Origin of the sequence: Flagellimonas sediminis (genome assembly GCF_010500845.1) — a bacterium.
Lineage (GTDB): Bacteria > Bacteroidota > Bacteroidia > Flavobacteriales > Flavobacteriaceae > Flagellimonas > Flagellimonas sediminis.
In genome coordinates, this window is the sequence record NZ_JAAAMI010000013.1 from 38,495 (window position 1) to 65,049 (window position 26,555).

28 protein-coding genes are annotated in these 26,555 nt (G+C 45.0%); 4 read left to right on the top strand and 24 right to left on the bottom strand.

Going from position 1 to position 26,555, the window contains the following annotated elements; genetic code table 11:
• Positions 1 to 6 precede the first annotated feature (6 nt).
• The 24 genes from glgP to GTK07_RS18040 form a co-directional block, all read right to left on the bottom strand.
• Positions 7 to 2,547 (bottom strand): alpha-glucan family phosphorylase, encoded by a 2,541-nt coding sequence (glgP, locus tag GTK07_RS17925; protein ID WP_036385906.1) that lies wholly within the window; start codon positions 2,545 to 2,547, stop codon positions 7 to 9.
• A gap of 43 nt (positions 2,548 to 2,590) precedes the next feature.
• The gene (locus GTK07_RS17930) at positions 2,591 to 3,487 is read right to left on the bottom strand and encodes an alpha/beta fold hydrolase (RefSeq protein WP_235855480.1); all 897 of its coding nucleotides are present in this window, start codon (positions 3,485 to 3,487) and stop codon (positions 2,591 to 2,593) included.
• Between the two features lie 43 nt (positions 3,488 to 3,530).
• Entirely contained in the window at positions 3,531 to 5,225 is a 1,695-nt protein-coding gene (locus GTK07_RS17935; protein WP_203583842.1) for an alpha-amylase family glycosyl hydrolase, read from the bottom strand.
• 7 nt (positions 5,226 to 5,232) lie between these two features.
• Positions 5,233 to 6,603, bottom strand: a complete 1,371-nt coding sequence (locus GTK07_RS17940; RefSeq protein ID WP_036378947.1) for a dicarboxylate/amino acid:cation symporter — start codon at positions 6,601 to 6,603, stop codon at positions 5,233 to 5,235.
• 16 nt (positions 6,604 to 6,619) lie between these two features.
• Positions 6,620 to 7,681, bottom strand: a complete 1,062-nt coding sequence (locus GTK07_RS17945; RefSeq protein WP_036378945.1) for a class I fructose-bisphosphate aldolase — start codon at positions 7,679 to 7,681, stop codon at positions 6,620 to 6,622.
• A 9-nt stretch (positions 7,682 to 7,690) separates the two neighbouring features.
• The gene (locus tag GTK07_RS17950) at positions 7,691 to 8,704 is read right to left on the bottom strand and encodes a type II glyceraldehyde-3-phosphate dehydrogenase (RefSeq protein WP_163636522.1); all 1,014 of its coding nucleotides are present in this window, start codon (positions 8,702 to 8,704) and stop codon (positions 7,691 to 7,693) included.
• The gene (gene nhaA / locus GTK07_RS17955; protein WP_235932919.1) at positions 8,701 to 10,011 is read right to left on the bottom strand and encodes a Na+/H+ antiporter NhaA; all 1,311 of its coding nucleotides are present in this window, start codon (positions 10,009 to 10,011) and stop codon (positions 8,701 to 8,703) included. The genes GTK07_RS17950 and nhaA overlap by 4 nt, the downstream gene beginning before the upstream one ends.
• Positions 10,012 to 10,033: 22 nt before the next feature.
• Positions 10,034 to 11,398 carry an NAD(P)/FAD-dependent oxidoreductase gene (locus GTK07_RS17960; RefSeq protein ID WP_051947539.1) on the bottom strand — a complete coding sequence of 455 codons (1,365 nt, stop codon included), beginning with the start codon at positions 11,396 to 11,398 and terminating at the stop codon, positions 10,034 to 10,036.
• A 119-nt stretch (positions 11,399 to 11,517) separates the two neighbouring features.
• Positions 11,518 to 11,976 (bottom strand): universal stress protein, encoded by a 459-nt coding sequence (locus tag GTK07_RS17965; protein ID WP_163636524.1) that lies wholly within the window; start codon positions 11,974 to 11,976, stop codon positions 11,518 to 11,520.
• A gap of 28 nt (positions 11,977 to 12,004) precedes the next feature.
• Positions 12,005 to 12,718, bottom strand: coding sequence for a lycopene cyclase domain-containing protein (locus GTK07_RS17970; protein ID WP_163636525.1), 714 nt, complete (start codon positions 12,716 to 12,718; stop codon positions 12,005 to 12,007).
• Between the two features lie 4 nt (positions 12,719 to 12,722).
• The gene (locus GTK07_RS17975) at positions 12,723 to 13,517 is read right to left on the bottom strand and encodes an AlbA family DNA-binding domain-containing protein (RefSeq protein ID WP_051947114.1); all 795 of its coding nucleotides are present in this window, start codon (positions 13,515 to 13,517) and stop codon (positions 12,723 to 12,725) included.
• Between the two features lie 146 nt (positions 13,518 to 13,663).
• A complete protein-coding gene (locus GTK07_RS17980; RefSeq protein WP_036378938.1) occupies positions 13,664 to 13,939 on the bottom strand; it encodes a DUF5676 family membrane protein in 276 nt (91 codons plus the stop codon).
• 74 nt (positions 13,940 to 14,013) lie between these two features.
• On the bottom strand, positions 14,014 to 14,460 hold the full coding sequence (locus GTK07_RS17985; RefSeq protein ID WP_036385892.1) for a hypothetical protein: 447 nt from the start codon (positions 14,458 to 14,460) through the stop codon (positions 14,014 to 14,016).
• A 39-nt stretch (positions 14,461 to 14,499) separates the two neighbouring features.
• Complete coding sequence (locus tag GTK07_RS17990; protein WP_036385890.1) at positions 14,500 to 14,715, bottom strand: SHOCT domain-containing protein; 216 nt, start codon at positions 14,713 to 14,715, stop codon at positions 14,500 to 14,502.
• Positions 14,716 to 14,754: 39 nt separating this feature from the next.
• A complete protein-coding gene (locus GTK07_RS17995; RefSeq protein ID WP_036385889.1) occupies positions 14,755 to 14,973 on the bottom strand; it encodes an SHOCT domain-containing protein in 219 nt (72 codons plus the stop codon).
• A 27-nt stretch (positions 14,974 to 15,000) separates the two neighbouring features.
• The gene (locus GTK07_RS18000; protein ID WP_036385886.1) at positions 15,001 to 15,216 is read right to left on the bottom strand and encodes a heavy-metal-associated domain-containing protein; all 216 of its coding nucleotides are present in this window, start codon (positions 15,214 to 15,216) and stop codon (positions 15,001 to 15,003) included.
• Positions 15,217 to 15,230: 14 nt separating this feature from the next.
• Positions 15,231 to 15,494, bottom strand: coding sequence for a hypothetical protein (locus GTK07_RS18005; protein WP_081894146.1), 264 nt, complete (start codon positions 15,492 to 15,494; stop codon positions 15,231 to 15,233).
• A 30-nt stretch (positions 15,495 to 15,524) separates the two neighbouring features.
• Complete coding sequence (locus GTK07_RS18010; RefSeq protein ID WP_163636526.1) at positions 15,525 to 16,037, bottom strand: hypothetical protein; 513 nt, start codon at positions 16,035 to 16,037, stop codon at positions 15,525 to 15,527.
• Between the two features lie 24 nt (positions 16,038 to 16,061).
• The gene (locus GTK07_RS18015; RefSeq protein WP_147378303.1) at positions 16,062 to 16,379 is read right to left on the bottom strand and encodes a hypothetical protein; all 318 of its coding nucleotides are present in this window, start codon (positions 16,377 to 16,379) and stop codon (positions 16,062 to 16,064) included.
• 20 nt (positions 16,380 to 16,399) lie between these two features.
• Positions 16,400 to 17,557, bottom strand: a complete 1,158-nt coding sequence (locus tag GTK07_RS18020) for a hypothetical protein (RefSeq protein ID WP_036385884.1) — start codon at positions 17,555 to 17,557, stop codon at positions 16,400 to 16,402.
• Positions 17,554 to 17,961, bottom strand: a complete 408-nt coding sequence (locus tag GTK07_RS18025) for a c-type cytochrome (RefSeq protein WP_136565991.1) — start codon at positions 17,959 to 17,961, stop codon at positions 17,554 to 17,556. Before GTK07_RS18025 ends, GTK07_RS18020 begins: the two co-directional genes overlap by 4 nt.
• Before the next feature lie 75 nt (positions 17,962 to 18,036).
• Positions 18,037 to 18,618: a helix-turn-helix domain-containing protein gene (locus tag GTK07_RS18030; RefSeq protein ID WP_136565992.1), complete on the bottom strand. Its 582-nt coding sequence runs from the start codon at positions 18,616 to 18,618 to the stop codon at positions 18,037 to 18,039.
• A gap of 166 nt (positions 18,619 to 18,784) precedes the next feature.
• On the bottom strand, positions 18,785 to 19,204 hold the full coding sequence (locus GTK07_RS18035; protein WP_163636527.1) for an HYC_CC_PP family protein: 420 nt from the start codon (positions 19,202 to 19,204) through the stop codon (positions 18,785 to 18,787).
• 283 nt (positions 19,205 to 19,487) lie between these two features.
• Positions 19,488 to 19,667, bottom strand: coding sequence for a hypothetical protein (locus tag GTK07_RS18040; protein WP_139297725.1), 180 nt, complete (start codon positions 19,665 to 19,667; stop codon positions 19,488 to 19,490).
• A 100-nt stretch (positions 19,668 to 19,767) separates the two neighbouring features.
• Here GTK07_RS18040 and GTK07_RS18045 point away from each other — a divergent pair, with 100 nt between their 5' ends.
• From GTK07_RS18045 to GTK07_RS18060, 4 genes are all read left to right on the top strand, one after another.
• Positions 19,768 to 20,184 (top strand): HYC_CC_PP family protein, encoded by a 417-nt coding sequence (locus tag GTK07_RS18045; RefSeq protein ID WP_417939668.1) that lies wholly within the window; start codon positions 19,768 to 19,770, stop codon positions 20,182 to 20,184.
• Between the two features lie 104 nt (positions 20,185 to 20,288).
• Positions 20,289 to 24,125, top strand: coding sequence for an efflux RND transporter permease subunit (locus GTK07_RS18050; RefSeq protein ID WP_163636529.1), 3,837 nt, complete (start codon positions 20,289 to 20,291; stop codon positions 24,123 to 24,125).
• 1 nt (position 24,126) lies between these two features.
• Complete coding sequence (locus GTK07_RS18055) at positions 24,127 to 25,350, top strand: TolC family protein (RefSeq protein WP_163636530.1); 1,224 nt, start codon at positions 24,127 to 24,129, stop codon at positions 25,348 to 25,350.
• 4 nt (positions 25,351 to 25,354) lie between these two features.
• Positions 25,355 to 26,555 (top strand): efflux RND transporter periplasmic adaptor subunit (locus tag GTK07_RS18060; RefSeq protein WP_163636531.1); only part of this gene is annotated, 1,201 nt, incomplete at its 3' end.

A 26,555-nucleotide genomic window follows, 5' to 3' on the forward strand; every position in this document is an offset into this window, starting at 1 on the left:
TTTGATTTAATGCTGCCATAATATCAAGTTATTCTCCAACGGTACGGATACACCTTCGTAGTTCGGTGCAATACGAACCGTGTAGTGATCAATTGGCCGGTCAGTAATTACCTGTGCGTAAAAGTTATGTTCCCCTTCTTCGCCCATCCAATCAAATTTCATCGTGTTTCTTTCGGGCGTTTTGCCGTTAACACCTTCTGCGAAAAGTTCTACCTGAATATGCTTGGGGTCAATACCATTCAGCCAAATGGGTGCTCTAACATGATGTTTATGGCGCTCACTTTCAATCTGAACTTTTCCGAATTTTATGGTATCCCATCTTTTCATAAGTTCGTTTTGCGTGTCTAAAATCCTTTTTCCAGCAGCTCCCTTTTTTGCCGCACGCCTCTTGTATTTTTCTGCTGCAGGCAGATAAAATTGTTCTGTGTACTCCCTTACCGTTCGATTGGTCGAAAAACGGGGCGTTAGGGTCGCCATACTTTTTCGCATTCTCCCTACCCACTGTTCAGGGATGCCTTTTTTGTTACGTGAATAAAATTCGGGTACTATTTGTTGCTCCAGAATTTCATATAAAGCTATCGCCTCGGCAGCATCCAAAGCAGGGTCATCACCATGTTCTTGTCCATCACCCAATGCCCAGCCCACTTCTGGGGTGAATGCCTCGGCCCACCAACCGTCCAGTTCCGATAAGTTGAGGCCACCGTTTACAAGTACTTTCATGCCACTGGTACCACTGGCTTCCCAGGGCCGTCTCGGGGTATTGAGCCATACATCAACGCCCTGGACCAAATTTTCCGTCAACAGCATGTCATAATCACTTAGAAAAAGGACATGCCTGTACAAATTATGTTGTTGGATGAACTGCGCCCACTTTTGTATCAACCCTTTTCCCGCTTCATCAAATGGGGGCGCTTTGCCGGCCAAAACCAATTGTAACGGATGTTCCGAATTGGTCAGAATTCGGACCAAACGTTCGGGATCGTACAATAAGAGATCCGGTCTTTTGTAAGGCACAAACCGGCGGGCAAAGCCCAAGGTCAATGTGTCCGGGTCAAGAACTTGGTCGGCGATTTCGACCACTTCAGATGGTAGGCCCGAGACTATTGCCTGTCTCTCAAACCTTTCCCTTATAAAATCGACAAGACGATTTCTGGATTGGTTCCTAAACTCCCAAAGTTTTCCGTCGGATAGCTTAGAAATATGTGCCGAATGGTCATCGAGTTCGCCCCGCCAGCGATCTTTTCCGCAGGCTGCTGTCCATACCTTGTCCGCATATTCAGAATCCCAAGAGGGCATATGAACCCCGTTGGTGACATGGCCAACAGGTATTTCTTGTATCGGCCATCGCTTAAAGAGATTTCGAAAAAGATTTCTGCTAACCTCGCCGTGTAAACGACTGACGCCGTTCACCGCACCGCTACCGCGAATGGCCAGATAGGCCATGTTGAAGCTCTCCCAATGATTATTGGAATCTGCCCTGCCCAAGGCCATCAGGTCATTGAAATCGATACCCAATTCGTTTTTGGCGTATTGGCCAAGAAACTGTTCCATTAGCATTGGACTGAAATGATCAAAACCGGCAGCAACCGCTGTATGGGTGGTAAACAGGTTGCCTGCCCGGGTAACGGCAAGTGCCCGTTCAAAAGAAGTTCCATTCATCTTCATAAAATCGCTGGCACGTTCCAGCACGAGAAAGGCTGCATGGCCTTCGTTCATATGGCACACTTCTGGCTGGATATTCAGGGCCTTAAGTAATTTGTAGCCCCCGATACCCAGAACAATCTCTTGTTTTATGCGATGGTCGGGGCCACCTCCATATAGCTCGTCGGTAATACCACGATGGAGGGGCAAATTGGCGGCATCGTTGCTATCCAATAGATATAGCTTTGACCTTCCTACCTGTACCTGCCATGTCCTTAGCCATAGCGGGTGACCGGGCAACGATACCTTTATGCGAAGCCACTCCCCGTTGGGTAGGCGTAAGGGCGTAACGGGCAATTGCCCTGGGTCATTGTGCGGGAACAAGGCATTTTGTGAGCCAAATTTGTCGATTTCCTGACGGAAATACCCTTTGGCATAGAGTAGCCCCACGGCCACGACCGGTACGCCCAGGTCACTTGCCGATTTCAACTGATCTCCGGCCACGTTGCCCAGGCCGCCTGCATAAATGGGCAGTGCCTCGCTCAGCATATACTCCATGCTGAAATAGGCAACACACTTAAGCTGGGTCTTGGCATAGTTTTGTTGAAACCAGTTCGGGGCCGATAGTGCTTTTTCGTTCTCATTCAAAAGGCTTTTGATTTTCGCCCGGAATTCTGGATCGTTCAAATGCCCCTCAAGCCGGTCGCGTGAAACGGTCTGCAAGATTACCCATGGATTTTGGGTAAGTTTCCAAAGTTCGGGGTCTAATTGTTGCCATAGTTTATCCGAGGCATGGTTCCATGACCAGCGAATGTTCAGGGCAAGTTCCAAAAGGTCATCGATTCCCTCGACATCAGTGTGTATCAATCCGTAGAGTTGATCAATATGATTTTTTTGTTCTTTCATTTTCATTTTGTCCTTACATTTCTTCCAATATTGTTCATTGCGGTTAATGATCAAAAAAATCGCTTATCGCTTTCCAAACCTTAAAGGGCTCTTTTAGAAAGAGTTGGTGGTCACCATTCTCCACACGCATTAACTTACTCTTGGTAAATAGACTTGCAAAATTCTCTACATTTACGTAGGGTGCCAATTTATCGACTGTGCCTTGGATAAAGAGGATCTTCCGGTCACGTATGTTTTTGGCAAGTACAAATAAATTTGTGTTGAGAATTACTTCGTTCAACGAATTGTAATAGCTCTGCCAAGTATGTTTTTTTGAGTCCTTAAAAACGTCATCGGTCAGATTTTCGGGCTTGAACCATTTAACAATGTATAAGGGGTGTAGCATACAGAACAATTTTCCATATCGGCCTACGGCGAGCGTATCAAAATAAGAACCATCGGGCATCTGTTCCAAAAATTGATCCCTGCTTTCAAAGACGGGAAAGCCGATTACGGTCGCTCCCTTAAACCAGTTAGGATGTTTTTCGAATAATGCCAGCGATATTATGGCTCCCATGGAATGACCGACAATAAGGCTCCCTCCTTTGTCAAACCCCTCTGCCGAGATGACCTTTTCAAGGGCCGTAAGTTGAATTTCGAGGGTATATTCGCTTTGGGGCTTGGGAGAGTCGCCAAAGCCCAACAAATCGACCAAAAGAAGTCTATGCGTTCCGGTAATTTGTTCCAAACCCCTTTTCCAATAGTTTTTTGAACCTGCCAGACCATGGATCAAGACCATGTTTTTATCTCCCGAACCCACTATTTCATAGTTCAAGGGCATGGTTTCTGGATCATATTCAGGAGCTACGGCGACCGTAAGGTATTGGTATCCCGCTACCGACATGATGAGTGCCACAATCGCCAATACTGCCCAAAAGGTCTTTTTCGCTATTTTCATCATTGCATGTTTCATTATCCTATGTCGAACCCGACCTCGTTTTTTCTTACACCCAATTGTTCTTGAAGATCAAAAACTCCATGGGTCTTAGTTTTACCTTGATGAAAAGGCGATCGGTTTCTAAAGCTGTGTTTTTTTCGATTTTGACTTTTTTCTTGTTCCCATAGATACATTCCATTAGAAGATTTTCTTTGTTGATAGCGTTATCTATGGTTACGTATCCTTCTTTGGTATTCTTTGGAGAAGAATTATAGACGACAAGTATCTCGCCCTGATAAAGGATCCTTGAAAATGCCAAAAGACATTGTTCACAATCTGGAAACCGAAAATCGAGCCCATTTTCTGAAGTTTCCCTAAAATACATTCTACCGAATTTTAGAATGGCTTCCCTTTGCCTAAGATGTGCCAAGAACGAAATTCTCTTGAATAGCCATGACCTTTGGTTCAATACGTTGGTCTCCTTATCATCGGGATTGAACATGCCCTCCCTGATATACCGATCATCAGTACCGTTGCCCTCAAAACCTTGTTCGGTACCGTAATAAATACATGGAGCGCCAAGGGCACAAATGAGAAAGCCCATGCCCGCAACAATTTGCTCGGGAGCGGCATTGTGGCCCAAGCGGTGCTTAAAATCCATCCCAACCTGGTCGTGGTCGTCGATATAGGTCACCAGAAATTCGCCATACTCGCCACGGTGAAGGGCATTCTTTTGCAGTTCTTCATAGCGCCGTATCAATAGGTTCGGTGATGAATTGCCCTTTATCACTTCCGCCAGGACACTGTGCAGGGGGTGATCTAAGATAGAATCAAGCCCATAATAGATGTTACGGTCTTCAGGCAGTACTTTAGGGCCTATATAGGGATTGCTCATTTCATCGTTGCCGATAATTTCACCGAACAGGAAAAAGTTTCTTTTGCCCAAAGAGTAAGCATATTCCCGAATCCTCGAACAAAAACGGCTGATATCCTGCCCTTTCATATGTTTGACAGCATCCAAACGAAAACCATCAACATCCACCTCACGTATCCAGTAACAATGGATTTTGGCCAGTAGCTCCTGTAAGTCTTCACTGGCGGGGGAACCATCGTTCCGAAATGTTTTTAAGGTAAAGAAGTCGCCTTCCTGGGTCTCGGGATACGCATCGAAATTCTTGATCTGCCCTTTACGGTTATACATTTCGGGATTTCTCAGTTCAAGGGGTATCGGTCTGTCCTTTTCTCGCCAATCACCCAACGGAAAACGCTCTCCTTTGAAATAATAATAGCTGTAATCAAAGGGATAGGACCAATTATCGCCAGAATGATGCAGAACGATATCCAAAAAGACCCGTATATCAAGCCCGTGTGCCTTGTCAACGAGTTTTTCCAAGTCTTTCTTTGTGCCCAAGCGTTTGTCCACATCCATATAATTCTGAATGGCATAGCCATGGTAGGACTCTGGATTGTTTTCAAACACGGGGCTTAGCCAGATGGCCGTACAGCCCAAGTTTTTGATATAGTCAATGTTGTTGATGATCCCCTTAAGAGTACCGCCAAAGGGCTTTCGCAATTGATCTTCATTCCCGAAACCAGGGTGCCGGATATCGAAATTCTTTGAGTGCCGTGCATTGCTATCATGAAACCGGTCAACCATAAGAAAGTAAATGATCTCCTCACGCCATTCCCTATGGCAGTTTACCCAATATTTCTTGTCTGGGCGTGGTGAAAGTTCTATTTCCTCAATTGATTTTAACATCATCTCGTTTTTAAACATTCACATTGGAATATGGTGTATTTGTAGTTATATCTACCTCTTTGCTTTCTTGTGATCTTGCTCCATAAAAACGGTTGAAAACCATACAGGCCGTTAGGTCACCGGTAACATTGACCGCAGTTCTGAACATGCCGAGCAAGCGCTCCACCCCTATAATTATGATAATGCCTTCAGCCGGTATTCCGGCACTTGACAAAACGGAAGCCAAAATCACCACACCGCCACCGGGTATGGCAGGGGTGCCGATGGAGGCGGCAACTATGGTGACCACGACAACAATAATATTCAGAAGGCCCATTTCAAGGCCATAAGCCTGAGCGATGAACAAAGTCGTTATGGTTTGGTAAAGTGCTGTTCCATCCATGTTCACGGTAGCCCCTATCGGAATAATGAAATTGCTGATGGAGCCGTTCACTTTGAGCTCTTCTTCCGCTGTTTTTAAGGAAAGGGGCATTACTGCGGCAGAACTCGTGGTCGAGAATGCCAATAGTTGAACATCCGTGATCTTTTTCAAAAATTTAAACGGATTGCTCTGGCCCAATAGACTTACCAATAACAGGTAAACACCGACCAAAAGGAATAACCCTATCAGTACCACGAGCACATAAAAGCCCAAACCTGAAAGGGAGTTTAGACCAACACTGGATGTAAGTTGCGCCATTAAACCAAATACTGCGATGGGTACCAACAACATGGCCCATTTGACCACGGTCATGCAGATTTCCTGTACGGCACCCAAGAGCAGCTTGACAGGTTTGAGCAAATCGTCAGGCAGCGACAATACGGCAACCCCGATTATAATGGTAAAAATCACAATGCTCAACATTTCACCACTGACCATCGAGGCCAATGGGTTTTCAGGCAGTAGATCGGTAATGACATTCGGTATATCGTTTATTCCAAACGACAGTTCCGTACTTTCGTCCGTATTGGCCAAAGCATTTGCATGATCGACTTCCGCCTGTTGGTGGAGAAACTTTCCCGGTCTAAAGATCAAGGCCAGAACCGTACCTATGGTTACCGATATAATCGTTGTCGATATAAAATATAAGAGTACGCCCCCGCCCAATCTTTTCAGATTTTCCTTGTCGTTACTCGCTATGCCGGTGATGATGGAGGCCACGATCAGTGGTATCATGATCATCTGGACCAATTTCAAAAAGAGCATGCCCGGCAGGGCCAGCCAATTCCCCAGAACATCGGCGGTGCTTTTGGTGATCCAACCGTTTTGGGGACTTAACAACAGGCCTACTCCAACACCAAGAAACAAAGCAATGATAACTTTGAGCCAAAGCCGGTTCTCAACCAACCTTTGTAGGTAGTGGTTTAATGATTTTAATGATTTTATTTCCGTATCCAGCATTCTTTTATCAGATGACTTATGCTATTGTTATTCTTTCTTCAAGGTAAACGCCCTGCACGGCATGCAATAATTCCACACCGTCCTTAAAAGGTCTTTGAAAGGCCTTTCTCCCTAAGATCAATCCTGCTCCGCCTGCCCTTTTGTTGATGACCGCAGTTCTGACCGCATCCGACATATCTGACTCGCCTTGTGAACCGCCACCTGAGTTTATCAAACCTATTTTGCCCATGTAGCAATTGGCCACCTGCAACCGGCATAGATCTATGGGGTGCTCCGTGGTCAGTGTTTCGTACATGGCATCATCAAACTTGCCGAATTTCAGGTTCTTGAAACCAAAATTGGTCGTGGGCAACTTCTGTTTGATGATATCGGCCTGTATCGTTACCCCTAAATGGTTGGCCTGACCCGTTAAATCCGCGGCGGTGTGATAGTCCTCTTTGTCTGTTTTGAAAGCATCGTTGCGGGTGTAGCACCACAAAATTGTGGCCATACCAAGGCTATGGGCCTCGGCAAAGGCTTCCGCAATCTCCCTTATCTGTCGATTGCTTTCCTGGGACCCAAAATAAATGGTAGCCCCGATTGCAACCGCGCCCATGTTCCACGCTTCCCTGACTTTTCCGAACAGGTTCTGGTCATAAGTGTTGGGATAGGACAATAATTCATTGTGGTTTATCTTGACAATGAAGGGGACTTTATGCGCATATTTCCGAGAACAAAGGCCCAACACCCCAAAAGTGGAGGCCACACCGTTGCAACCGGCTTCGATGGCGAGCTTTACAATGTTCTCGGGATCAAAATAATCGGGGTTCTTGTAAAAAGAAAATAAGGCACTGTGCTCGATTCCCTGATCTACCGGTAAAATGCTGAGATACCCCGTACCTCCCAGATTACCATGGCCATATAATTGCGAAAGGCTTCGGAGTACTTGTTGATTTCGATTACTATTGACGAATACGTTGTCCACAATATTCTTATCGGGCAACTGCAGTTCATCTTTGGTGACCTTCTGGCTTACATGATCTAAATAGAAAGATGCTTTGTCCCCTAAATGCGCGACTATGTTATCATAAGTTTTCATAATGAAATTTTATCCGATTCCTAAACTTGCATTGGTTTTTTCGATGGATCTGTGTGCATCGGTCTCAATACCCGTGAGGGCCCGAATGGCATCAATGGTCTCAGGGATTACAATCGCTTGGTTATCGACCACGTAGGCATAAAAAAGTTCATCGCCCACAACCTTGAGCATGTCTTCCCATAGGGCCACCTCGTACATATCGCCCCAAGGCCTACCCATATCCAAAAACATTTCTTTGATGGTATTGTTGGAGACCAAGCCTTGATCATAGTGAATGAACTTGATTCTACTTGAGGTTTTGAGGGCGTTCAACACCTCTTCCTTTGAGGCTTTTTTTCGTAGCTTAACGTTCCAGTAATGCATATGGCTCAAAGTCTCGGGAACTTTGACCGCAGAAGTAATGACATCCAAATCCGGATCGACACTTTGCGCGTCGGGACCTTGATGGCTCGGGATGTCCTTTTCCGGCACCATGGTGTTCATGATGCCGCCCAAGTGGCTTTCCCATGGGTCGGTCGCCCTTCTTAATAATGTTCCCCGTGCATAATCCAATAGATCTGCCTTTTTTAAAGCGGTCAATGTCCTTAAGATAGATGTGGTGTTACAGGAAACCACCCGGGTAGCATCTAGATTTACCGCAGTGCTATAATTGTTCTCGGCACTAAAGGAGTGGCCTGTGGTCTTGTGTTTTTCACCTCCCTGTACGATAAACTTGATCCCTTGCCCTTTGTATATTTCCACATTTTTCACGGCGATGTTCTTTGGCGTACAGTCCACTACAAGATCTACTTTTTCTAAAATGTCTTGCATACTTCCTTCAATGGCAATATTGGCTGCTTTCATTTCTTTTTCGGCTTCGGGTGTGGCCGCATAAACTGCATACCCTTTTCGCACCGCATTTTGTATGCGCCAATCGCTGATGACATCACAAACCCCGATAAGGCTCATATCATCTTGTACATTAATGGCATCGGCCACTCTTTTCCCGATAACTCCGTATCCTACTACTGCAATGTTTTTCATGTTCTTTTATGTTTAACTGTTCTTAATTGTTTTCTGTTTCTGTATAATAATAGAGCACCCATTACCCCCGCTGTCAATGAAGCGAATAGGATGCTTACCTTGGCCGTAAATATTAGGGACTCGTCCGTAAAAGCCAGTTCGGTTATAAACAACGACATGGTAAAACCGATACCGCCAAGAAAACCTATACCATAAATCATGTTCCAATTCACGTTTTCCGGAAGCTTGGCGAGTTTAAATGCAACGAGTAGTCTTGAAAAAGCAGTAATACCGATAAACTTGCCAAAAATGAGACCTAGACCAATCCCCAAGCTAACCGGGCTGGATAGTACTTTCAGCAAATCTCCATGAAGATGTATTCCTGCATTTGCCAAAGCGAACAAGGGAAGAATTACAAAGCCCACTATTGGGTTTAAAGTCCTTTCCAATTTTTGGAGTGGAGTTTCGGCCTCGGAACTTGCAGTCTTTATATCCTCCAATATCTCCAATTGCGTTTTTGAGATAAGCGTCCCCTTTATGGACTTGGTTTCTTGAAATCTCTTATGTAAACGGTCTAAACGCTCTAAAAAGGTAGTCTCCTTAATTTTTACCCTACCAGGAATGGCAAATGCGGTCAGAATCCCGGCAATGGTTGGATGTACCCCTGAAAAAAAGAAGGTCAACCAAACACCACCGATGCCAATAATGGCATAGAACCATGTGCTTCTTACTCCCGCATAATTACCAATTATCAAAGCCGCGAAGAACAATAGTCCATGGAGTAGATCCATCTGCGAGATACCTGAGGTATAAAAGAGGGCAATGACCAAGACACCACCTAGATCATCCACAATAGCCAGTGTAATAAGAAAAACCCTCAAGGTCGAAGGAAGTCTTTTTCCGACAAGGGCCAGAACCCCTAATGAAAATGCAATATCCGTGGCCATGGGAATGCCCCAACCATTGGAAGCCTCGCCCGAGTTGTTGAACATAAAATAAATAAGGGCAGGGAGCACCATACCACCTATTGCTGCACCGATGGGCAGTATTGCATCCTTTGGGGACGACAGTTTACCACCGATTATTTCACGTTTCAGCTCTAGACCGACTTGCATAAAAAATAGTGCCATTAAGCCATCGTTGATCCATAACAGTAGCGACTCAGATAGCTGAAATGTACCCACACTAAAGGCAAATTCGGTTTGCATTAGGCCGACATAATATCCCTTCCATGGCGAGTTGGCCCACACCATAGCAATAACAACAGTGATAAAGAGCACAATGCCATAGTTGTGCAGTCTTTTGATCGAGCTGCCGAAGAATTTCATAATACTGTTATTTGAATAATGGCTAGGCATCAATGCTGGATTTTTTGGGATTTACATCCTTTTCCCATTCATTATTGGAACTATATTTTAAGGAGGCTTTCATATAAGCATCACGTTTGAAACTTCTTATGATTACCCGGTTGCTTTTTTCGTAGGTAAAATAACTGATGGCCCAATTGAAGCCCACCAAAAATTTGTTTCGAAACCCGCTGATGGAAAGCAAGTGAACCACGGACCATAAAAGCCAGGCAGCATACCCGCCGAAGTGGAGCTTTCCTAAATCAGCGACCGCTTTTCTTTTGCCAACTGTGGCCAATGAACCTTTATCTTTATACCTAAATGGTTTGGAAGGCATTGATTGAACGGTGTTCAATAGCACTTTGGCCAAATGACCGCCCTGTTGAATGGCGGTTTGGGCTACCTGTGGATGGCCCTTAGGGGTCTCGTCGGTGATTACCCCGGCAATGTCCCCAATGGCAAAAACATTATCCATGCCTTCCACTTTTAGATGGGTATCCGTTTTTAGACGGTTCCCATTAATTATATGTTTTTGATTGATGCCCGCTGGAACCTGGCCTGTTACACCTGCCGTCCAAATCAGGTTTTTCGCCATGATTTTCCTTCCGCTTTTGGTAGATACCACATTACCGTCGTAACCGCTCACGGCCTCGTTCAACAACACTTGCACATTTAGATTTTTTAGATACCGAAGTGTTTTTGTCGAGGCTTTGTTGGACATTGAGGCTAATAGTTCGTCCGATGCTTCGATCAGGTAGATGTTCATTATGCTATTCGGATACTCGGGATAGTCTTTTGGAAGGATGTACTTACAGAATTCCGCCAAGGCACCTGCCATTTCGACACCGGCCGGGCCACCGCCCACAATCACAAAATTGGTCAGCGCATCGCGTTCTTCATCATCACAGGTTATGGCTGCCTGCTCCAAGTTTTGCAACATCATATGACGTATGTTTAGCGAGTCCTTGATGTCTTTCATACCAAGACTGTTTTGTTCCACCTCTTTCATGCCGAAGAAATTGGTCTTGGTTCCGGTGGCCAAGACCAGATAATCGTAGGTGAGCTTGCCTTTGTCTGTTACAACTGTGTTGGAAGCGGGTTCGATTTGCGTCACTTCGGCAAACCTAAAGCTCACATTACCATAGCCCTTGAACTGTTTTCTGAAGGGAAATACGATACTGTCCGGTTCAAGACCGCTGGTGGCCACTTGATAGAACAAGGGCTGAAATTGATGGAAGTTGTTACGGTCTATCAGCACGACCTGTACCTCCTTGTTTTTAAGGCCTTCTACCAGGGCCAGCCCTGCAAAGCCACCACCCACAACCACTATACGCGGCAAAAATGTTTTGGGCAAACAAACAGACTCCATCACTTCACAGTTGGCATCGGTATTGTTCTTTGATATGCAGGTATTCTGATTTCCCATGATCTGCTCTTTTATTTTTCTACGGACAAAATTTATCCTGTCACATTGTAAGTGGCCATATTTTATTTTTGATGTTTTTTTCTGACAATCAAAACAGAACAATGCGCGTGCATGGCAATGGATTGGGCGACCGAACCAAGCAAAAAGCGCGAGAATGCGCCATGGCCTTGTGATCCCAATACGATAAGATCCACCTCCAAATCAGTTGCCTTTTCCAAGATTGCATTTTTGGGAAACCCTTCTACAATATTGGTCGTTATCGACAACTTGCCGTTCTTTTGTTTTAACGACTTTGCAGCATTGTTAACGATGGTTTCAGCCGATTTTTTCGCATTTGACATGGCTTCTTCTTTATAATGGCCGATACCACTTAAGGGGAAAGCCCCTGGTACAGTTAACATTGGATTTTCATAAACATTTAGAACATATATTTTAACTAATTTTGGCAGCGACATTGCCGCTAGTTCATCGATGGCATCTTTGCTGAATTCAGAGCCGTCAATTGCGAGTAATACTTTCATCTTCTTCGTTTTTATTTATAGACTTAACTTAAAAATTTTGATTCAAAACAATTGGTTTGATTAATTTTCTCCAATACAAATGCTCATAGAGGCCTGACCAATACATGCCAAAAGTGAAAGCGAACAAAAGCTCTTCGATTGGTATGCCGGCCACTAGAATATCACTCAGGTTTTCCAGATTCCAAAACAATGTTACGTAGTCGGGGTAAAACGGGAGAATACTTCCAAAATAAACAAAGTACAATGCCGTGAACAGAAATCCACTTATCCAGATTTTGGTCTTAAGGTCAGGGCGGCAGTATAACGTGGCCATTCCACCCAAGAACATGGCCAATATTCCACAGTAGATATGGTTCATGGGAGTGAAAAGGGCCAATATCAAAAACACGACCGCCGGTACGAAAAGGATATATAGATGCAACCTATGTCTATAATGGTTACGCTCGGTATGCGGTATTTTAACATACCTTCGCTTGAAAATAAGATTGTAAAGTACGGTGCCAATACCCCCGATGGCAAAAGAGAAAATGATGCTTTCAATATCGAACCCGGTCTTTATCGCCAAATCGAAGAGCGATGGCGGGTGCCAATATTCGGGAACGAACAGCGGCTCGGTTAGCCCAAAGGGCATGGTTATCCAACTCATCCTCAACATTTCTTTACGGGAATCCTTCTTCAAAAGATAGACCACGCCCCAAAGGGCCAGTATGATAAGGGACCATATAAACCAAACGTATTGCATAAGATTATAATTTTCTGGTTTCTAAATAATCAACCGCTTCCTTGACCGTCAAGGGGTAGGTGGCATTCCCCGTTCTGACATAAAAGGTTGTATTTTCGGTATCGCTGACATAGATTGGTTTTTTAGAAGGTTCGACAGCTATTACGCACACATCTTCACCATTTAATTTGTAAAATGAAATGTGATTGCTAAAACAAGCCTCGTGACCTAACTGTGTTGAAATTATCCTGAAAATTTCACGCTCATATCCATCTTTGTTCTTGTGCTTTAGGGTCTTGAAATCTTTTTCAAGGCCCACAATGTTGCCATCATCGTCAACGCCAATGATCAATTTTCCACCTTTTGCATTCATAAAACCAGTGATGGTCTTGGCAATGACTAGTTCCAGTTCGCGGTTCGTGGTTTTCCTAAAATAATCGTAACGAATAGATGACTTGAATTCTACCCGTTCATTCTCACCCGCCTCTATCAATTCTTCTAAATCACGCAGTAACAACTGCTGTTGTGTGCCTATAAGCTTGTTCTTTCGCCTGAGGGTTATGAAAAATAGACCGGAAACTATCCCTAGGAAAATGCCAAGGATTGTAAGCGAGACGCTCATCCCTCTCATATCAAAAGTGAAAGATTCTAAAAACTGCGACTTTAAGACGTCCCAAAACAGGGAAAATGAAAATGGTGTATTGCTAAATTCAAACCAATAGAGCACCATGGTAAAAGGATGGACAAGGAAATAGAAAATGCCCCCCCATATTGCCGTTTGGGTGAAAATTGTTTTGATATTTCTTGCAGTACTATTCACTTATTCTACTTTATATGGTTGTACTCTAGGTTGAATTCCGGGATTCTATTGTCAATTGCTCAGTTCTTTGGCACTTTCCGCCAACAAATTGCCTGTGGTCGATGCGACACCGGTTCCTAAAAAGTCTCTCCGATCTTTTGTTCAGATTATCTACTCTTAATCTGTGTGTTGTAAAATGCTGCAATCAGGGCACCTGTGAGCCAAGCAATGATAAATGTCTGGACAATGCCAATAAGTGCCTCCCAAATTGGCACGTCTACCCGTATTATACTGGTAGTGTCCAAGCCGTGCAGCAGGCTGTTGAAAAAGGTTATGCTTCCTTCTTGTCCTGCTGTCGCCAAAACAATCATGCAGCCGGCGTAGAGGATTGCAGCGGTCAGCCCCATGGCAAAACCGAATTTTTTTACATTGATACGATTCATGATTCTTGTTTTAATGTTTATTGTTGTTATTATTCATTTATGAGTTTGTTCATGTGCAAAAACCAAAGTTGGAGTCAATGGTTGCGCTCAAGGCTCTTTTTGTATTCCATTTTATTGTGCATGGCCTTGGCGAGATCCTCGTGTTCTAGCGTGTGATCACAAAAAGAATCGGTCAAAAGGCTGTCCGAAGCAATGACCGGCATAAAATGGTGGGTGGTCAGTAGCATAAGGTCAGGATATCTAGTAATCATATCGCTCAATTTGTTCGCTAGTATGGTATCCTTTGCCGCTGCTTTTACGAGTTCGTCCACCATCATTCCCATGGCATGGTCGTTATCCATCATGTTGGCAATGTATTTTTTGCCCAGATCGTGATTTTCGACAAGTGCGGACAATACCTCTTCTTGCTGAGAGTGGTCCTCGAGCATATCCTTTACAGAACTACCCTGTTTTTGTGAGCAGGCCGAAATGAGTAAAGTAGCCAATACCATTATGCCTGTCTTATAAACTTTTATCTTCATTTTGACTTTTTTTAGTAATTAATATTTGCCCTACATTCCTTAATTTGATTTCAAGATCTTTTTTGATTCTTCATATTCCTCCTTAGAGATTTCGCCATTGGCGAAGCGCTTTTTTAGAACTGAAAGTGGGTCTTCCTTCTTTGATTTTCTGTAAGGGATGTCATATGGCACCAAGAATATCCATATCAAGAGGATCAACCATATGACCCACCAGATGACGTGCATGCCGCCCCAATGTCCGTCGAAAAAATGCATAGTTTTAGTTTTAAAGGTTATACATTATTTGTTTTCGGACTATTTGTCCGATTGTAAAAGTTTCTTAGATTGCTCGTATTCTTCTTTGGAAATCTCGCCCTTCGCGAAGCGGATTTTGAGCAACATTAGTGGGTCATCTCCCTCAATCTCTTCATAGGAGGAACTGGTTGGGGCAAAGAAAATCCAGCCCAATGCCACAATCCAAATGGCCCACCAGATCAGGTGCATGCCCCAAAAAAATCCATCTTTGTAAAACATATTTTTAATTTGAAGGTTTTTATGATTTTAACTAATCTCTGCTATGGTATAGCCCTCAAGTTTGTTGAGTTGCCCTTGCAGTTCTTCTACCGTAAGCTTCTTGTTCATTGTTACAATGGTTGCGCCCATAGGCTGTAAAAAAACTTCTACTTGCTCTACTTCAGGATGTTCTTCCAAGGTCTTCTTGATTCTTGTGATACAGCCACCGCAGCTTATTCCGTTAATTTGATATCTGTACTTCATTTCGAAAGTATATTTTAATGGTGCCGATGCCCCCGGTGATCTTCTTGGGTCTCAGTGGAATCTTGCTCTTTGTCATGATCATGGTATTTACTGTTATCAGATTTTCCATGATCACCATGCCCGTGACCACCGTGAGGTATGAAAAGGTGTATCAAAAACATCACGATGATAAAGGAAAAAAGCCCATTGTACCCTGTAATGCCAAATGCAGGCGCAAAAAAAATCAACAATAGCGGGAGACCACAACCGATGACCATCCAAATCCAATGTCCTTTCATGATTTTTATTTTTTCGTTACCTATTATGTGTTAATGGTGCTCAGAATGGTCATCTCCTTTTGATTTCATTGTACCATCATCCATCATTCCCATTCCTTCCATATCCATTCCCTTTTCCTTCATCATATTCATGCACGACTCCATACAATCATTGCTCATCATCCCTTTGTCTTGCATCATTTGCATCATTTCGCCCATCATCTCGCCATCCTTTATCATTCCGTTCATCATGGAATGCATCATTTGTCTGTTGCCCATCATTTGGTTCATCATGGTGCTGTCGCCCATCATCATTTGCATGCCTTGTCCCTTCATCATGGTGCCCATCATTTTTTTGTTTCCCTGCATCATTTGCATGGCATGGTCGCTCCCTTGCATCTGTTCCATGAATTCCATCATATAATCATGGTTTTGTACCAGATCTTTAAGGATCTCGCTTCTGGTTTCCTCGTTTTGAAGCAAGGTTTGTACATTGGTTGATTGTTTGCAACCGTTCAAGGACAAAAGCCCTATCACAGAAAAAATAATTACTAAATTTCTCATTGTATATGAATTAAGGATTAATCGTCAATTGGCTGATTTCAGAAAGGATTCGATTTTGGTGATCTCCTCTTCCGTCAGATTGGCCCTAACCCGCATGTGCAGGCTTATGGTTTCCCAATCGGTATCGTTGTAATCCGCGGGTGAAGGGGCAATATGACATCGGTTGCACACCTCGCCCCAGAGCTGCGCCCCGGATTTTTCAATTTTGAAATCCACTTCACTCCCCGCCACCTCGGTCGCGGTATCCGTCGCAATGGGTTTTTTATTGGAGGAGCAGGCGACCATGATCGATGCCATGACGGACAGGATTATTGCTGCTTTAAAATTCGTTGTTGTTTTCATTTCACTTTCTTTTTTTGATTTTAAAATCCAATGGCCCAATGCACAAACAATCCATTGGTACGGGTCGTGCCATCACTGTCATGACCACCTTCCATCTTGGTGGTTTGATAGCTGAATTTGACCACGGAACGCCAACTCAGCCAATAGTTCAAACCAAAAGCGTACTGCGTTGACTTCTCTTCCCACTCCGCTCCTTCAGGTGCGTTGAAATCGGAATATCGACCCACAAATTCAAGTTGTTTCATAAAGTCGCTTCCCGACATGATGGGTCGATAGCTCAATTGTGTATAAAAGGAGCTGCTTTGGTTGTCAAAGGAGTAAGGTTCGGAAATCCCATCTTCGATTTCATAGTAGGTGGCGGTATCCACATTGGAACTGTTGTACTGGGCCTTGATGTCCACAACCCCTTGTAAGGGGGTGATCGATTTTACATAGGAAAGATCCAGCGCCCAAAGAAAGGCACCCACATCCTTGTAATCGGAGTCCTCTGCACCTGTACTGTTGGTGGTATAGGCGGAAATCCCCCATTCCATGGATGAATCCGAGAGCGGGAGTAGGCCGATCCTGCCACCCAAGGCCTTGGCCAGGTTCACATCTTCATAATAACCGAAATCCAGCATACCCGCTTCTTCAGGCTCCTCACTTCCATCTTTGATGCGCGGACCGTTGGTCACATAAACCGCATAGTTCAGTTTGGGACCACCCAGATCGAATGCCCCCCTGAGTTCGACGCCGATATCGGAGGCCGGTGCAATTCCGTCGTGACCAAATCCAAGGGGTCTGCTTGGAAGTCGGTTGATCCATGCAGGGTGCAAACGCTCCATAAAGGTTCCAAAGGGAAGCAGGAATTTACCGGCCCTTACGGTCATGTGCTTGTTGAGCACATACATCACATCGGCATATTCCAGTCCCGTTTTCAATTCATTTCCTTCGAGCTCAAACTCCAGTTCGGCCTCGAACATGAGCTTGTCGGAATGCTTGTAGAGGAATATAGGGGCGAATGTGGCCCCTAAAAAGGTGGATTCTTGTTCACCACCGGTATCCAAATATTCAAATCCGGTGTGTCCGTAACCACGCAGCATGAACTGCGTCTTACTGGGTTCAAAGGTGTTGTAGGTCTGGGCCAAAGCCGAAGATCCCAACCCTAAGATAATTAGGGTCATTAGTAGTTTTTTCATTTATTCAAGGTTCTGATATAGTTGATCAATTCCCATCTTTTGTTTTCGGGAAGTGCGGTTTCATAGGAAGCCATTGGGGGCTTACCATTGGTCAATTTCCAGAATAGGGCACCATCCGTTTGGGACTGCACCTCGGTACTGGTCAAGTCGGTGGGTTTTGGGGTCAATCCGGCTCCGCCCATGCCGTCCCCTTTGCCCTTGGCCCCGTGGCAGATCACACAGAGCATTCTAAAGGTCCGTTTGCCGCTTTCTGCCGCCGTGGCATCATTTTTTAAGGGATTGTTCAAATTGTCCGCACTGGCCGGGGCTTCCCATTGGGTCTGTGCTCTGGTTACCTGTAGAGCCAAAAGGGTCATTAGGAACGTTAGCATTATGGGTATCGATTTTTTTTGTGTAAGTTTCATTTTATTATTTATTAGGTTGTTGCGTTAAAACTACTGTTTGACCTGACAGGCCATCTTCATAATATTCCTGGATTTCTATATAATTTCGTCAAGAAAATCCCTTTGCCACAATTGTCCGTTTTTGTAATCCGTCATGCTCATCCCCATAATTTCCTTGAACTGTCCGGACAAATGGTTGACGCTGCTGTAATCGAGCATATAGGCGATATCGGAAAATGAATATTGTCCCAGTTGGATGAGCTCCTTTACCTTTTCGATCTTGAGCTTGATAAAGTACTTTTCGATCGTGATGTTTTCATTTCTGGAAAAAACCTTGCTCAGTACTTTGTAATCGCGATGCAATAAATCGACAAGGTAATCCGAGGTGTTCCCTTTGTGGTTAATCGGGACGTTGGTCACTAAGGAAATCAAGCCTATCTTGATTTTCTCAACGATCATTTCCTCTTCGCTTTTGGCTATTTCAAAGCCATTGGAATGTAGGACGTCCACGACTTTTTGGTCAACTTCGGCAATCCCTATTTCAGGAGCATTTACCGTAAGTTTTCCGAGTTCAAGGGATAGTACCTCAATGCCCGATTCATGCAATTCTTGTCTTATGACCTTGAGGCATCGCCTACAGACCATATGCTTTATCCAGTATTCCTTTTTGGAATCCATGGCGCCTGAGTTATTGTTAAGCGTAAATAATATCGGGTCAAAACCCGATAGGAGAATCGATCAGGATATGCCGTCGTGGAGATAGCACACGACAAAAAAGGTCAATTAGTGGCCATGACCAATGTGAAGAGCGAACGATTGCATTGACGTTCCGCCAGTGTAAAAATCAAATTAGGAAAGTTTCATGAAGGACAAGGAGATCCTGTTCGATCCACGGGGGATTGTAGTCTTTAAAAGGGATTACGTTTTCCTGTAGCCCTTCGAAACGATCGATATGGTAAAAGATAAAGGCATTAAGAAATACAAGTGTGCCGAAATCAAGGTCGAAGGAATGCACCATCAGGTCATCCTTGCCAATATTGGCATACGTATCGGTGCTGCAGCAATCCTTTTGCTCCAAAGAACACTTCCTTGAGGTGTCTTTGGGATTTTGAAGCTTTTGGTCGCAGGGTTTTGCCTTGCCGGTCGCAGAAAAACTGACCAACTTGTTACAGCAAAAATGGGCACTCGATGCAAAGGAAGTGGTACTGATCAATACAGAACAGGCCAAGAACAGAGACAATATTTTCGATGCGGTTTGCTTCACTTCCTAAAGTTACTAAATTTTGTTTAACCTTCTAAAAATAAAACTGTAATCAATTATGCAGTTATCCATATGATTACTGTTTGTGTGTGATTTCAGCAGGATTTGGTTCCAAATGTAAGGTATGGGATTCGGAAAAAACATGACAAATATCAGGTTTACCAAAAGTACTGGCATTGGGCCACCACAAGGATCACAATACTATACTGGTATACAATATGTGGGGAAAGGAATGACCGTCAGCTGTCCAACGATCGGATTCGGTATCGAGGAACTTTAAGGTCTGTTATGGTTCGATTGAAGACAAGGGTTCCACCTTTAATCGGGTTGAAAATACAATGCTATTGGTCAGGGTTCCATCCGTTGCCAGTAAGGAGGGCCTTCGAACCACGATGTGCTTTATACCGTCCCGGACCAGATACGATGGCCGTATAAATGATTGATGGTCAAAAGTATGGGGTGCCATGGTCGGTACTTTGAAAAGCAGGGGCTTTATGCGGAATCCTTGTATAAATTGTGTTAAATTTAATGAGGTTGTTAAAATTTTTGTAGTTTTGTAACCGCTTATGAGAATATTTTGGTTCAAAATATTATCTTGTTTTATGGCACTCAACGTGCTGGCATCCACCTTTTCCTTTGCTGTGGCACAACACTATTGTGGGGAAGATCTTGTTGATTTTTCCTTCTTCGGCAAAGCGGAATCCTGTGGAATGGATATGCAGCAGCCATCGGATTCACACGAGCACAAGCTGCAAGAAAAGCGGTGTTGTGATGACGAAACCCTTTCCGTACAAGGAAATGGGGATCTATTGCTTTCCGTTGAAAATTTAAGTGTTGGGGAGCATCAGTTCCTGGTTGCCTTCACCTACAGTTACATCAATCTTTTTGAGGGATTACAGGAAAATATAGATCCTGTGGTACATTACCCTCCGCCCCTTTTGGTCAAGGATATTCAGATTCTTGATCAAACTTTCCTTATTTAAGAGCATATCGATGACGTTTGGCCGTGCTATGGTTTTTGGCATGGCCCTAGGTATTTATTGCCTTTGGAACATTTTCATTATTTCCAACACAATAAACTCATGATATGCTCAATAAAATCATAAAATACTTTTTAGAGAACAAACTGGTGACCGTTCTCGTTTTAATAACGTTGGTTACCTGGGGGATTGTCACTTCCCCCTTCAATTGGAATACGGGCTTTCTCCCAAAAGACCCGGTGCCCGTGGATGCCATTCCCGATATTGGGGAAAACCAGCAAATTGTTTTCACGCAATGGCCCGGGCGATCGCCACAAGATATCGAGGATCAGATTTCTTATCCAATGACGACCTATTTACTTGGAATTCCAGGGGTGAAAACGATCCGTAGTTCATCCATCTTTGGATTTTCCAGTATCTATATCATTTTTAATGATGATGTGGAATTTTATTGGTCGCGCTCCCGGATCCTTGAAAAATTGAATTCACTTCCCGCAGGGCTGTTGCCCGATGGGGTAACCCCGACTTTGGGTCCTGACGCCACGGCATTGGGACAGGTATATTGGTATACCCTGGAAGGAAGGGACAAGGATGGGAACCCTACAGGAGGATGGGATCTGCACGAAATACGGACTGCCCAGGATTTTTATGTGAAATACGGGTTGAATGCCGTGGACGGGGTGTCCGAAGTGGCTTCGATCGGTGGTTTCGTCCAAGAATATCAAGTGGATGTAAATCCAGATGCCCTGAAAGCCTATAATATCCCCTTATATAAGGTCATGGAGGCCGTACGGAAGTCGAACAGGGATGTGGGCGCCAAGACCATTGAAGTCAATCAGGCGGAGTATTTGGTCAGGGGCTTGGGATATGTCAAAAATACGGAAGACATAGAAAAGGCCGTGGTTGCCGTCTTTGACAATGTCCCGGTTCGGGTCAAGGATATTGGGGTGGTCAGCTTGGGACCGGCCACACGAAGGGGCGTGCTCGATAAAGGGGGCGCCGAAGTGGTAGGTGGCGTCGTGGTCGCCCGTTATGGTTCCAATCCTTTGGCGGTCATCAATAATGTGAAGGACAAGATCAAGGAAATCGCGCCCGGTTTGCCCAAAAAGACATTGGCCAATGGTGTGGAAAGCCAATTGACCGTGGTCCCGTTTTATGACCGGACACAGCTCATCCACGAGACCATAGGTACTTTGGAAAATGCCCTGTCCCACGAAATACTGATCAGCATCATCGTTGTACTGGTACTTGTCCTCAACCTGAGGGCCTCTGTGATCATATCCAGTCTATTGCCTGTCGGGGTCCTAATGACCTTTATTGTCATGCAATATGCCGGGGTAGATGCCAATGTGGTGGCCCTTTCCGGGATAGCCATTGCCATAGGGGTGATGGTGGACGTGGGGATCGTGTTCGTCGAGAACATTATCCGTCATTTGGAAATGCCCGAGAACCATGGTGCCAAGGGCAAGGAACTCATTCAGGTAATATATAAGGCCACCGTGGAAGTGGCCTCGGCAATTACGACCGCATTGGCGACCACCGTCGTGAGCTTTGTGCCTGTCTTTGCCATGCAATCGGCAGAAGGGAAGCTATTTAGGCCCTTGGCCTTTACCAAGACCTTTGCCCTGTTGAGCGCCTTTGTGCTGGGAATCGTTGTGCTTCCGGCATTGGCCCATTTTGTAATGGGGGTGGATTATGACAAGAAACGGGTGCGACGGTTTTGGTCCATTCTATTGATATCCACCGGGCTTATTTTTGCATTCTATGCCCAGATGTGGTTGCCATTGGTCATTTCACTCATTGGGTTGAACAATTTGATGGAACCCAAATGGCCGGAGCACAATAAATCGTTTCCCAACTATATCAATTTGGGACTGACCGTTTTTATCGCTTCGTTCTTCCTGACAGAGGAATGGATGCCCTTGGGACCCCAAAACGGTATTGTGGTCAACTACTTTTTTGTGTTGTTCCTAGTGGGTATCATTCTGGCCGCTTTGATGGGAATCGTACATTTCTATACCCCGGTCCTAAAGTGGTGTCTGGAAAACAAAGGAAAGTTCATGCTCATCCCATTCGTGACCCTGTTTTTTGGGGTATTGGTTTGGCTGGGGTTCGATAGCACCTTTGGAATCGTGGCCAAAGGCTTTGAATCGGTAGGTTGGAAAAGTGTCAGACAGACCTCGGGATGGCAGGCAGCTTCCAAGAGATTCCCGGGAATAGGATCCGAGTTCATGCCATCGCTCAATGAAGGTTCGTTCCTGTTGATGCCGACATCCATGCCGCATTCAGGGGTGGAATACAACAAAAGGGTGGTTGGACAGTTGGATATGCTCTTGGGAAGCATACCCGAAGTGGACTTGGTTGTCGGTAAACTCGGTCGCGTTGAATCCGCACTGGACCCTGCACCCATTTCCATGTATGAGAACATCATCAACTATAAACCTGAATTCATTGTGAATGAAGACGGACATAGGGTCCGTTATAAAGTAGATCGAAAGGACAGGTTCATTACCCAGCATAAAGACACTTTGACCAATGAGGAGGCCTTGCAGTTAGGGATTGCCGAGAAGGACCTGATCGTGGATGAGGACGGTGAGTTTTTCCGAAACTGGAGGCCTCATATCAAATCCCCCAACGATATCTGGGATGAGATCGTAAAGGTCACCAAGATCCCGGGCATAACCTCTGCTCCCAAATTACAGCCCATAGAAACCCGGTTGGTGATGTTGCAGACCGGAATGCGCGCTCCCATGGGGATCAAGGTTTTTGGTCCCGATCTGAAGACCATCGAGGATTTTGGGATGCAATTGGAAGGTATCTTGAAGGAAGTGCCCTCGGTCAAGGCAGAAGCCGTATTCGCCGATAGAATAGTGGGCAAACCTTATTTGCACCTCAATATCAACAGGGACGGGATATCCCGATATGGTTTGAACATTGAAGATGTGCAGCAAAGCATCGAAACAGCGATCGGTGGGATGAAAATCACCTCCACCGTTGAAGGTAGGGAACGTTTTCCCGTGCGGGTGCGCTACCCGAGGGAATTGAGGGACGACCCGGAATCGTTGAAGAAAATTTTGATTCCCACACCGGTAGGGGCGCAAATTCCCTTATCCCAAGTGGTGGATTTTGAATATGTCCGCGGGCCTCAGGCCATCAAGAGCGAAAACACCTTTTTGGTGGGCTATGTGCTTTTTGATAAACGGGACGGTTTTGCGGAAGTCGATGTGGTGAACGATGCCCAGGAAGCCATCCAGAAAAAAATCGATGCAGGTGAATTAACGGTTCCCGCCGGAATAAGCTATAAGTTTTCTGGGAGTTATGAGAACCAAATCAGGGCAGTGAAAAGACTGTCCATTGTCATACCGATCAGTTTGATCGTTATTTTCTTGCTCCTGTTTTTTCAGTTCAAGACGGTCATCGCATCCTCCATCCATTTTTCCGGGGTTTTTGTTGCTTTTGCGGGAGGTTTCATAATGCTCTGGCTCTATGGTCAGGATTGGTTCATGAATTTTGCCATTTCAGGGGTCAACATGCGGGATCTGTTCCAAATGCACACGATCAATTTAAGCGTTGCGGTTTGGGTTGGTTTTATCGCACTTTTCGGTATTGCCACCGATGATGGTGTCATCATGGGTACGTACATCCACCAGGTTTTTGAGGAAAAGAACCCTCAAACCGTACCGGATGTAAGAGCGGCGGTTTTGGAGGCAGGGAAAAAAAGGGTCCGTCCCGCCATGATGACGGCCGCCGTGGCCATCATCGCCCTTTTGCCCGTGCTGACCTCTACCGGAAAAGGGGCCGACATTATGATTCCCATGGCCATCCCGACTTTTGGGGGAATGGCCATTCAGATCATGACCATGTTCGTGGTCCCGGTACTCCAAGCCTATTGGAGGGAAACAGTCATTAAAAATCGCAACAAAGCATTGAAAAAAATACAGTAAAATGAAAAATGTATTGACCATCATATTTGTCTTGACAAGTATCCTTTCCAACGGCCAGACCTTGGAGGATTACTTTAAGGTAGCGGCTGAGAACAATCCAGGGTTGCTTTCACAGTACAAAGATTTTGAGGCGGCGTTACAAAAAGTACCGCAGGTGAAGGCTTTGCCAGATCCAAACCTGTCCTTTGGGTACTTCATCTCCCCGGTCGAAACCCGGGTAGGGCCCCAAAAGGCAAGGTTTTCACTGACTCAGATGTTTCCTTGGTTTGGAACCTTAAAGGCCCAAGGTGATGCCACTGCACTTATGGCAGAGGCCAAGTACCAGTCTTTTTTGGATGCCAGGAACAAACTTTATTACGAGGTTTCAGCAGCTTATTTCCCATTGTACGAACTTAAGGAGTGGGTACGGATTGAAGAGGACAACATCGCCATTCTGGAATCCTACAGGACGGTTTCCAATACGAAATTCAAAAATGGCCTGGGATCATTGGTCGATGTCTTAAGGGTGGACGTGCTTTTAAAGGAAGCCCGGACGAATCTGGGTATCCTTAAACATAAGGAAATCCCCCTTTTGGCGTCCTTCAATAAACTATTGGACCGTAAGGAAGATGAACAAATAAACATCCCTGAGACCTTTGGGGTCAATGTACTGCCCATTGATTATGTCAAAGATTCCTTGGTAGTGGACCATCCGCTCTTGAATTCCTTGGAATTAAAGGTCAAGGCTGCAGCGGCATCCGAAAGGGCAGCCCTTAAACAAGGCCTGCCAAAAGTGGGGGTCGGACTGGACTATGTAATGGTCGATAAGCGTACCGACATGGTGGTTCCCGATAATGGCAAGGATGTATTGATGCCCATGGTTACCTTGAGCCTGCCCCTATTCAGGGGTAAGTACAGGGCAGCCGAAAAGGAGGCCCAATTGATGCAGGAAAGTTATGCACTGCAAAAAAAGGAAGTCACCAATACATTGAAGACCAATTATGAAATGGCCGTTTTTGACATAAGGCAGCAGACCGATCTGATTTCCCTCTTCGATGAACAGATCATGGAATCGGAACAAGCACTCAATCTGTTGTTCACAGCCTATGGGAATTCCGGGAAGGACTTCGAGGAGGTGTTGCGAATGCAACAACAATTGTTGAAGTATACTAAATTGAAAATAAGCGCATTGACGCAATATGAAATAGCGTTGGCCAAGTTTAACTATATCACGGCAAAAAAATAATCAGATGAAATCAGAAACACAAAAAATAGTAAAAATAGCCTTGTCCACCTTGGTTCTTGGACTTTTGCTGGGATGGCTATTGTTCGGGGGCTCCAAGGGCAATGCCACAGAGGAACACCAACATACTTCGGAAGTATCGGGAGAAACCATTTGGACCTGCTCCATGCATCCCCAGATCAGACAGACGGAACCGGGAGATTGTCCCATTTGTGGGATGGACTTGATCCCTTTGGAAAATGACAACGGTTCGGAACTTGACCCCATGGCCGTTAGCATGTCGAAAACCGCCATGCAGCTTGCCAATGTCACTACGGAAATCGTGGGCAAGACCGCCCCGGTCAAATTGATCGATCTTAATGGCAAGGTGGAAGCGGATGAACGATCGATCTATTCCCAATCTTCCCATATTCCCGGCAGGGTGGAAAGGCTAATGGTGAATTTTACAGGGGAGTATATCAAGCAGGGGCAGATCATCGCCTATATTTATTCCCCTGACCTGGTCACTGCACAAGAGGAACTTTTTGAAGCAAGAAAGGTGGCGGACACCCAACCGCAGTTTTTTAATGCCGCCAAGGAAAAATTAAAAAACTGGAAGCTTTCCGACAACCAAATCGCACAGATACTTCAATCCGGGACCGTTAAGGAGGAATTGCCGATACATGCCGATGTTTCAGGCTACGTTACCGAAAAAATGGTAAACCTTGGCGACTATGTCAACAAGGGCAAGGCATTATATCAAATTGCCAACCTGAACAGCGTTTGGGTACTGTTCGATATTTATGAGTCCGACATGCCCTGGGTAAGAAAAGGCGATGAAGTGGTCTTTACCATACCCTCGCTCCCGGGCGAAAATTTTAAAGGCAGGATTTCCTATATCGACCCGGTGATCAATCCCATGACAAGGGTTGCCAAGGCCAGAATCGAGATCGGGAACACCGGTTTAAGGTTAAAGCCGGAAATGTTCGCTTCCGGAACCGTGAAAGCAAAACAGCCCATTGCGTCAGAAGCGATAACCATTCCTAAATCGGCAGTGATGTGGACCGGGGAACGTTCTGTAGTATACATCAAGAATACCACATCCAATGGGGTGAATTTTGTGTTGCGCGATGTCACCTTGGGACCATCGTTGGGAAATGGTTTCATTGTCAAGGAGGGTCTGCAAGAAGGGGATGAGATCGCGGTAAATGGGACCTTTAGTATCGACG

Excerpts from the sequence above, each read along its gene's own strand:
- glgP (WP_036385906.1), bottom strand. The coding sequence starts at position 2,547 with ATGAAAGAACAAAAAAATCATATTGATCAACTCTACGGATTGATACAC.
- GTK07_RS17930 (WP_235855480.1), bottom strand. The coding sequence starts at position 3,487 with ATGATGAAAATAGCGAAAAAGACCTTTTGGGCAGTATTGGCGATTGTG.
- GTK07_RS17935 (WP_203583842.1), bottom strand. The coding sequence starts at position 5,225 with ATGATGTTAAAATCAATTGAGGAAATAGAACTTTCACCACGCCCAGAC.
- GTK07_RS17940 (WP_036378947.1), bottom strand. The coding sequence starts at position 6,603 with ATGCTGGATACGGAAATAAAATCATTAAAATCATTAAACCACTACCTA.
- GTK07_RS17945 (WP_036378945.1), bottom strand. The coding sequence starts at position 7,681 with ATGAAAACTTATGATAACATAGTCGCGCATTTAGGGGACAAAGCATCT.
- GTK07_RS17950 (WP_163636522.1), bottom strand. The coding sequence starts at position 8,704 with ATGAAAAACATTGCAGTAGTAGGATACGGAGTTATCGGGAAAAGAGTG.
- nhaA (WP_235932919.1), bottom strand. The coding sequence starts at position 10,011 with ATGAAATTCTTCGGCAGCTCGATCAAAAGACTGCACAACTATGGCATT.
- GTK07_RS17960 (WP_051947539.1), bottom strand. The coding sequence starts at position 11,398 with ATGGAGTCTGTTTGTTTGCCCAAAACATTTTTGCCGCGTATAGTGGTT.
- GTK07_RS17965 (WP_163636524.1), bottom strand. The coding sequence starts at position 11,976 with ATGAAAGTATTACTCGCAATTGACGGCTCTGAATTCAGCAAAGATGCC.
- GTK07_RS17970 (WP_163636525.1), bottom strand. The coding sequence starts at position 12,718 with ATGCAATACGTTTGGTTTATATGGTCCCTTATCATACTGGCCCTTTGG.
- GTK07_RS17980 (WP_036378938.1), bottom strand. The coding sequence starts at position 13,939 with ATGAATCGTATCAATGTAAAAAAATTCGGTTTTGCCATGGGGCTGACC.
- GTK07_RS17985 (WP_036385892.1), bottom strand. The coding sequence starts at position 14,460 with ATGAAGATAAAAGTTTATAAGACAGGCATAATGGTATTGGCTACTTTA.
- GTK07_RS17990 (WP_036385890.1), bottom strand. The coding sequence starts at position 14,715 with ATGCATTTTTTCGACGGACATTGGGGCGGCATGCACGTCATCTGGTGG.
- GTK07_RS17995 (WP_036385889.1), bottom strand. The coding sequence starts at position 14,973 with ATGTTTTACAAAGATGGATTTTTTTGGGGCATGCACCTGATCTGGTGG.
- GTK07_RS18000 (WP_036385886.1), bottom strand. The coding sequence starts at position 15,216 with ATGAAGTACAGATATCAAATTAACGGAATAAGCTGCGGTGGCTGTATC.
- GTK07_RS18005 (WP_081894146.1), bottom strand. The coding sequence starts at position 15,494 with ATGAAAGGACATTGGATTTGGATGGTCATCGGTTGTGGTCTCCCGCTA.
- GTK07_RS18010 (WP_163636526.1), bottom strand. The coding sequence starts at position 16,037 with ATGAGAAATTTAGTAATTATTTTTTCTGTGATAGGGCTTTTGTCCTTG.
- GTK07_RS18015 (WP_147378303.1), bottom strand. The coding sequence starts at position 16,379 with ATGAAAACAACAACGAATTTTAAAGCAGCAATAATCCTGTCCGTCATG.
- GTK07_RS18020 (WP_036385884.1), bottom strand. The coding sequence starts at position 17,557 with ATGAAAAAACTACTAATGACCCTAATTATCTTAGGGTTGGGATCTTCG.
- GTK07_RS18025 (WP_136565991.1), bottom strand. The coding sequence starts at position 17,961 with ATGAAACTTACACAAAAAAAATCGATACCCATAATGCTAACGTTCCTA.
- GTK07_RS18030 (WP_136565992.1), bottom strand. The coding sequence starts at position 18,618 with ATGGATTCCAAAAAGGAATACTGGATAAAGCATATGGTCTGTAGGCGA.
- GTK07_RS18040 (WP_139297725.1), bottom strand. The coding sequence starts at position 19,667 with ATGGCACCCCATACTTTTGACCATCAATCATTTATACGGCCATCGTAT.
- GTK07_RS18045 (WP_417939668.1), top strand. The coding sequence starts at position 19,768 with ATGAGAATATTTTGGTTCAAAATATTATCTTGTTTTATGGCACTCAAC.
- GTK07_RS18050 (WP_163636529.1), top strand. The coding sequence starts at position 20,289 with ATGCTCAATAAAATCATAAAATACTTTTTAGAGAACAAACTGGTGACC.
- GTK07_RS18055 (WP_163636530.1), top strand. The coding sequence starts at position 24,127 with ATGAAAAATGTATTGACCATCATATTTGTCTTGACAAGTATCCTTTCC.